This window comes from Salinivibrio sp. PR5 (assembly GCF_001996085.1).
Lineage (GTDB): Bacteria > Pseudomonadota > Gammaproteobacteria > Enterobacterales > Vibrionaceae > Salinivibrio > Salinivibrio proteolyticus.
In genome coordinates, this window is the sequence record NZ_MUFK01000015.1 from 61,270 (window position 1) to 68,288 (window position 7,019).

Annotated in this window: 5 protein-coding genes; all 5 read right to left on the minus strand. The window is 52.0% G+C overall.

Annotated features, from left to right (window positions below):
• Positions 1 to 38: 38 nt before the first annotated feature.
• The 5 genes from serS to lrp all read right to left on the minus strand — a co-directional run bounded on the left by serS (position 39) and on the right by lrp (position 6,964).
• Entirely contained in the window at positions 39 to 1,325 is a 1,287-nt protein-coding gene (serS, locus tag BZG82_RS07795) for a serine--tRNA ligase (RefSeq protein WP_077640827.1), read from the minus strand.
• Between the two features lie 188 nt (positions 1,326 to 1,513).
• The gene (locus BZG82_RS07800) at positions 1,514 to 2,776 is read right to left on the minus strand and encodes a replication-associated recombination protein A (RefSeq protein WP_274532485.1); all 1,263 of its coding nucleotides are present in this window, start codon (positions 2,774 to 2,776) and stop codon (positions 1,514 to 1,516) included.
• 69 nt (positions 2,777 to 2,845) lie between these two features.
• On the minus strand, positions 2,846 to 3,475 hold the full coding sequence (gene lolA, locus BZG82_RS07805) for an outer membrane lipoprotein chaperone LolA (RefSeq protein WP_108742970.1): 630 nt from the start codon (positions 3,473 to 3,475) through the stop codon (positions 2,846 to 2,848).
• A gap of 15 nt (positions 3,476 to 3,490) precedes the next feature.
• Positions 3,491 to 6,229, minus strand: coding sequence for a DNA translocase FtsK (locus BZG82_RS07810; protein WP_077765537.1), 2,739 nt, complete (start codon positions 6,227 to 6,229; stop codon positions 3,491 to 3,493).
• 240 nt (positions 6,230 to 6,469) lie between these two features.
• Positions 6,470 to 6,964, minus strand: a complete 495-nt coding sequence (lrp, locus tag BZG82_RS07815; RefSeq protein ID WP_069588819.1) for a leucine-responsive transcriptional regulator Lrp — start codon at positions 6,962 to 6,964, stop codon at positions 6,470 to 6,472.
• Between the last annotated feature and the right edge of the window lie 55 nt (positions 6,965 to 7,019).

Below are 7,019 nucleotides of genomic sequence, written 5' to 3' on the forward strand. Positions count from 1 at the left end.
CATGCCGACCCTTTGTTCTTTAACCCTGACTCACTTCATTAGCCAATGTGCGTTTGACCGCCCATGTATGGACGCAATACCTCAGGGATTTCAATACGGCCATCTGCTTGTTGGTAGTTTTCTAAAATAGCTACCAGAGTACGACCAACGGCCAAGCCAGAACCGTTCAAGGTATGCAGTAACTCAGGTTTTTTCTCACCTTTGCGACGGAAACGCGCCTGCATTCGGCGAGCTTGGAAATCCATGGTGTTTGAGCACGAAGAAATCTCACGGTAGGTGTTTTGTGCAGGTAACCAGACTTCAAGATCATAGGTTTTCGCCGCACCAAAGCCCATATCGCCGGTACACAGCAACACTTTACGATATGGCAGGTTAAGCAGTTGTAACACCTTCTCTGCATCCGCAGTGAGTGATTCAAGTGCTTGCATAGAATCTTCTGGCTTAACGACTTTGACCAGTTCAACTTTGTCAAACTGGTGCATACGAATCAGGCCACGGGTATCGCGACCATACGAGCCTGCTTCTGAACGGAAACACGGTGTGTGTGCCGTCATGCACAGCGGCAAATCCGCCTCATCGACGATTTCATCACGCACCATGTTAGTCAGCGGTACTTCCGCGGTTGGGATCAAGGACATCCCTACCCCTTCTTCGGTGGCCGGTTTGGTGTTAAACAAATCTTCACCAAATTTTGGTAACTGACCTGTGCCATAAAGACTGTCTGCATTCACCAAATAAGGCACGTACATCTCAGTATAACCGTGCTCGTTGGTATGTAAGTCGAGCATAAACTGGGTCAAGGCACGATGCATACGCGCCATCTGCCCTTTCATCACGATAAAGCGTGAGCCCGACAGTTTCACCGCACTGGCGAAATCAAGCCCGCCAGAAAGCTCGCCCAAATCAACGTGATCTTTGATTTCAAAATCAAACTGACGCGGCTCACCCCAACGAGACACCTCGAGGTTTTCAGACTCGTCTTTACCCGTTGGGACTTCATCGGCTGGCAAGTTTGGCACCGCCATTACCACGTCGTTCACTTTCTGTTGCAGTTCAGCCAGCTCGGCTTTTGCAGCGTCCAGCTCGTCACCCAAGTTCGCGACTTCTGCTAGTAGTGGCGCAATGTCCTCACCCTTCGCTTTAGCCTGGCCAATGGACTTCGATCGGGAGTTACGCTCTGCTTGCAATTGTTCGGTGCGAATCTGCAGGGATTTACGTTGTTTCTCGAGTTCACGTATAGCGTCAACATCGAGCGTAAAGCCACGACGAGCGAGTTTTTGAGCCGTTTCTTCCAGCTCAGTTCGAAGTAATTTGGAATCCAGCATGCTAATCCTGTGCTTTTCGGGTTGATTAGTTGATTATCACTTGTCATCACGATTTGAAGACAAGCTGCGATCGTGCGTATTGTATAACGCGATTGGCCGAGGGTGACCGTGGATGTCACCACTACTAGGCGACTGCGCCTTGATGGTGCAGCCGCACTTTAAACCTTACCCAAAAAGGGTGAAGTTGCCTAGCGCTTTTGCGGGCTTTTTGCGTCAAGCTCGTCCAGAAAGGCGAGCTTTTCAGCGATTTTAATTTCTAGCCCGCGATTAACGGGCTGGTAATAACGCACATCACTGACTTCATCGGGCAAATAACGCTCACCGGCGGCGTAGGCATTCGGTTCATCATGGGCATAACGATACCCGTCGCCATGTCCCAAGCTTTCCATCAGGGCCGTCGGTGCATTACGAAGGTGCATAGGGACAGGCGCATTCGCCGTCGCTTTTGCATCGCGCAGCGCTTGTTTCCACGCGGTGTAGACTGCATTGCTTTTAGGAGCACAGGCAAGATACACCGCCGCTTGTGCGATCGCGCGCTCACCTTCCGCTGGCCCGACGCGGGTAAAGCAATCCCATGCGTTCAATGCAACCTGCATGGCACGCGGATCGGCGTTACCCACATCTTCAGAGGCAATCGCTAACAATCGACGCGCCACGTACAAGGGATCACCACCCGCGGACACGATACGGGCATACCAGTACAAGGCGGCATCTGGGTTAGAGCCGCGCACGGACTTATGAAATGCTGAAATGAGGTCATACCATGCGTCGCCTTGCTTATCGAACTGTGCCACCTTCTCCCCAGCGACGTCTTTCAGCATCGCCATAGTCACCGCACCATCAGCCATATCGGCCAACATTTCCAGCAAGTTCAAAGCCATGCGCGCATCGCCACTACAGGTGTCCGCCAGAGCGTCTTTCACTCCCGTGTCAAAACGTAGCTCTCGCTCACCGAGCCCACGGTTTTTATCCGCCAATGCTTGGTCAATCACCGCAATCAAATCATCACGCTCAAGCGCACTCAGCCGGTACACCCGCGCACGTGATAACAAGGCGTTGTTTAACTCAAAAGAGGGGTTTTCAGTCGTAGCACCAATAAAGGTGACTGTCCCCGCTTCAACATGCGGTAAAAACGCGTCTTGTTGGCTTTTGTTGAAACGGTGAACCTCATCAACAAACAGGACAGTACGTACTCCGGCTTGTTTATTCTGCTCTGCACGCACAATCGCATCGCGAATTTCTTTCACGCCAGAAGTCACCGCAGACAATCGCTCGATTTCCGCATTGGCTTGACGAGCAGCGATATCTGCCAAGGTGGTTTTGCCAGTACCCGGTGGGCCCCAAAAAATCATTGAATGCAGGCTGCCAGACTCGATGGCGCGGCGAAGAGGCTTGCCCTCAGCCAATAAATGCTGTTGGCCGATGTACTGACTTAACGAAACCGGCCGCATGCGAGCTGCAAGCGGCCGAAAGTCGTCAGCAAAATCTAGCGGTAGTGTCGACAATCTTCTCTCCCGTGATTAACGCGGCTGACGTTGATCATCCACCAGCACCGAGTCCGGTGGTGTAAATTCAAACAAGGATGCATCCGGTGCCTGACGACTAAACTGGCTGAGCGTGAATTGGCTTTGCTGTCCATCTTGCTCGGTCACCCGAAAATGGGTCAAGGTGCCATCCGGTTTTACCGTCACGGCAAACGTGCCAATGCTCCCTACCGTTTTGGGGGTCAGGGTAAAGGTGTCACCTCGCTGGATAATAGTGTACATCTGCCAATCGTCTGGCTGATTGCGGGTTAACAACACGAACGGAGTTTGTGCAGTCGCATCGTCTAACCACATCGCAGTAACTTGCTCGACAAACGGGCTGTAGTACCACAATGTTTCCCCATCAGAGATCATGATATTTTCATCGGGTGCGGTCGTGGTCCAATTGAACAAGTTGGGACGTTCAATGGATAGTCGCCCTTTTGCAGCGTGGATCTGCTCCCCTTCCGGGCTTATCACAGCCTGTTCAAAATTGGCGCTAAAGGCATCCACCTTACTCAATCGGTCCATCAGTTGCTGCTGGGCAGTGGATTGCGCTTGAACAGCAACCGCAAACATCAACGTTAGCATCGCGATTAGGTGGCGATAAAAAGCTTTCATTTTCATACAACGTCCATCTGATTACGCTTTCGGTGGCGGTGGCGCCAACACTTCTCGGTTACCGTTATGGCCCGGAGAACTTACGACACCGTGTGCTTCCAGTTGTTCCACAATTCGAGCCGCACGGTTATAACCAATTTTAAAGCGGCGTTGCACCCCTGATACAGAGCCGCGGCGGCTTTCGGTGACAAACTCAACCACTTGGTCAAACAGCTGATCCAGCTCTTCGCCGTCTGCGCCCGTCGGCGTTTCTCCCGGCAATAAGCTATCGGACCCCTGATCGCCATGAGTGATCTCTTCGAGATACTGCGGCTTACCGCGCGCTTTCCAGTTATTCACCACACGGTGTACTTCTTCGTCACTGACAAACGCGCCGTGCACTCGGATAGGATGGTTAGAGCCGTTGGGCATGAACAACATATCCCCCATGCCTAACAGCGACTCTGCGCCCCCTTGGTCCAAGATGGTGCGCGAGTCAGTTTTCGTGGAGACGGTGAAAGCCATCCGCGTCGGAATATTCGCTTTGATAAGGCCGGTGATCACATCAACGGATGGGCGCTGGGTGGCAAGCACTAAGTGGATACCCGCGGCTCGGGCCTTTTGCGCCAAACGGGCGATCAGCTCTTCCACTTTTTTGCCCACCACCATCATCAAATCGGAAAACTCATCAACGACCACGACGATATAGGGCAGCTTCTCAAGCGTAGGAGCCGTTTCATCCATGCTATCACTCGGCTTCCAGAGTGGGTCTGGAATCGGGTTATTCGCCGCCTCAGCGGCTTTGACTTTCTCGTTAAAACCTTTGAGGTTACGGACACCTAACGCCGACATTAGCTTGTAGCGTCGCTCCATCTCGCCAACACACCAGCGCAATGCATTGCCCGCATCCTTCATGTCGGTGACCACTTCGGTGAGCAAGTGCGGGATCCCCTCATACACGGAAAGCTCCAGCATTTTCGGGTCGATCATGATAAAGCGGACATCTTCCGGGGCCGCTTTATAGAGCATACTGACGATCATGACGTTCACACCCACCGACTTACCCGAGCCAGTCGTACCGGCGACCAGTAAGTGAGGGGCTTTGCCTAAATCGGTCACAATCGCTTCACCGGCAATGTCTTTTCCTAACACCACAGAAATCGGCGACTTGCTGTTCTTAAAGCGCTCGCTGCCAACCACTTCCGACATAAAGACGGTCTCGCGGTTTTCATTGGGTAGCTCGAGTCCGATATAAGGTTTACCTGGGATCACTTCCACTACCCGCACCGCGGTGGTCGATAAAGAACGCGCTAGGTCTTTCGACAATCCAGAAATGCGCGACACTTTGACACCCGGCGCTAAGTCCAGCTCAAAACGCGTAATCACGGGGCCGGGATAAACCCCCACAACACGCGCTTGGATTTTATAATCCTCAAGTCGTGCTTCGACTAACCGCGCGATTTGTTCAAGTTCTTCCCGTGTCGCCTGTGAAGCGGTTTTTCGCGCAGGATCAAGCAAATCTAAGGTCGGGAAAGGCTCGGCAGGTTTTGGCAAGTTTGGCTCATCTTTGACTAAGAAAGGATGATCAAGCCCAGCAGCCTGTTGCTGGGCTTGCTGCGCTTTACGAATGGTTTCTTGGAACGGATCTTCATCGTCCGCAGCCGCCCCAGCGGCTTGCTCGGCACGCTCTAACTCAGACAAACCGTCTTGATTGCCATAGGTGGTTTCATGAGATACCGGCTCACTCGCCACCTCTTCACTTTCGTCACTTCCTTCACTTCCAACACTTCCATCGCTGGATGCATCGGTCTCTTGCCACGGCGGTAATGTTTCATCCTCCGGCGCGTCATCCGGCAGCGGTACGTTCGGTTGGGTTGGTTCGTCTTCTGGCTCGACAACCCCTTGCCACTGTCCCAAGTTAGGCTCAGGGTCATCCCGTGTTTTGCCATCGTCATCGGCGGGTAAGGCTTGTCCCCCAAAGATAATCGGCGCGCTTGGTGCGGCTGATGCCCTATCCTCTGGGACTTCTTGCACACTCGGAGACGGGGTGAAGCGGCGCAAATCACTTAATTCCATCGGCTCTGCCGCGTCAGTCACCTTGTCTGACTCAGTGACGGTTTGTGCAGCAGGCTTGCCAAGCTCAGTCACCTTATCGCCACGGAGGCGGTTAACCAACCAAGTAGTGGCCTTTAAGGTCACCGACCCTAGATTATCCACAATGCTTAGCCAAGAGATCCCAGTAAACAATGTAAACCCTGCTGCCCAACAAAACAGCATCACCAATGTGGTGCCTAGTACGTTAAGCAGTGGCAATGCCAAACTGTTGGTGACATCGCCCATTACTCCCCCAGAGGAGAAATGCCAAAAATCATCAAAATTGAGATCGGCTAGCGAACAACTGGTTAGGAATAGAACGAAAAGCCCTAAGATCCTCGCGGCTAAAATCGTGTAGTTGAGTGGCTCGTCGTCGCCACGGCGGCGCAAGAAAACCCAACCACCCAGCATGGCAGCTGGTGGTAATGGGTAGGCCAAAATACCGAATGAGAAAAAGAGGCTGTCGGCGACCCACGCCCCTAACGAACCTGCCGCATTATGCACATCACCGTGCCAAGCAGTTTGTGACCAAGAGGGATCAGCCGGATTAAAAGACAGTAGCGCAACCATCACAAAGACGGCCGCTGCCAGCACCAAGATAAAGCCACACTCTTTCAAACGCTGAGCGCCATCCAATCGCACCTTGGGCTGAGCCGATTTGGGCTCACGACGCAAAGAAAACTCCATCATCACCTGTTTAATACTTTTCGTTATTCGCATTCCCCACCATGGTTTGAGGTTTGCATTCGCCACTGCACTGACTTTACCACATTCGTGCCTGAACGGCAGGCATGATGCGAGTCAGCGATGAATCTTTACCGAGATATCACATAATTGTTGCTGATTAAGACAAAAAAGAAACCGAGCACGGTGGCTCGGTTTCATCGTTTGGGGGATCGACACCAATGTGGCGATTGGCAAACAGGTTTAGCGGGTGCGAATCACCAAATGATTGCTCTGCTTCACCTCTTCCATTACCACGTAAGTGCGTGTGTCATTCACACCGGGCAAACGCAGCAAGGTTTCACCCAATAACTTGCGATATGCCGACATATCAGCTACTCGTGTTTTAAGTAAGTAGTCAAAATCACCGGAGACAAGATGACATTCTTGGATGTCTTCCAGTGTTTGAACCGCTTTATTGAATTGCTCAAACACATCTGGTGCGCCACGGTTCAAGGTGATTTCGACAAACACCAGCAATGATGCGTCGAGAAACTGGGGATTGAGCAGCGCCGTATAACCAGTGATATAGCCTTGGCGCTCCAAGCGACGGACACGTTCGAGACAGGGGGTAGGAGAAAGACCGACTCGTTTAGATAACTCAACGTTTGAAACACGCCCATCCTTTTGGAGCTCATTCAGGATGTTGCGGTCAATGCGGTCCAATTCCTTGGAGGGCTTTTTTTTGGTATCTACCATTTTTTATTCCACCTTGTTACTTCCTTGCAAAAAGATATACCGAATTAAATAACAT

Bases quoted from the DNA above. Each gene is read 5' to 3' on its own strand.
- BZG82_RS07810 (WP_077765537.1), bottom strand. From the start codon at position 6,229: ATGGAGTTTTCTTTGCGTCGTGAGCCCAAATCGGCTCAGCCCAAGGTG.
- BZG82_RS07800 (WP_274532485.1), bottom strand. From the start codon at position 2,776: ATGCGGCCGGTTTCGTTAAGTCAGTACATCGGCCAACAGCATTTATTG.
- lolA (WP_108742970.1), bottom strand. From the start codon at position 3,475: ATGAAAATGAAAGCTTTTTATCGCCACCTAATCGCGATGCTAACGTTG.
- lrp (WP_069588819.1), bottom strand. From the start codon at position 6,964: ATGGTAGATACCAAAAAAAAGCCCTCCAAGGAATTGGACCGCATTGAC.
- serS (WP_077640827.1), bottom strand. From the start codon at position 1,325: ATGCTGGATTCCAAATTACTTCGAACTGAGCTGGAAGAAACGGCTCAA.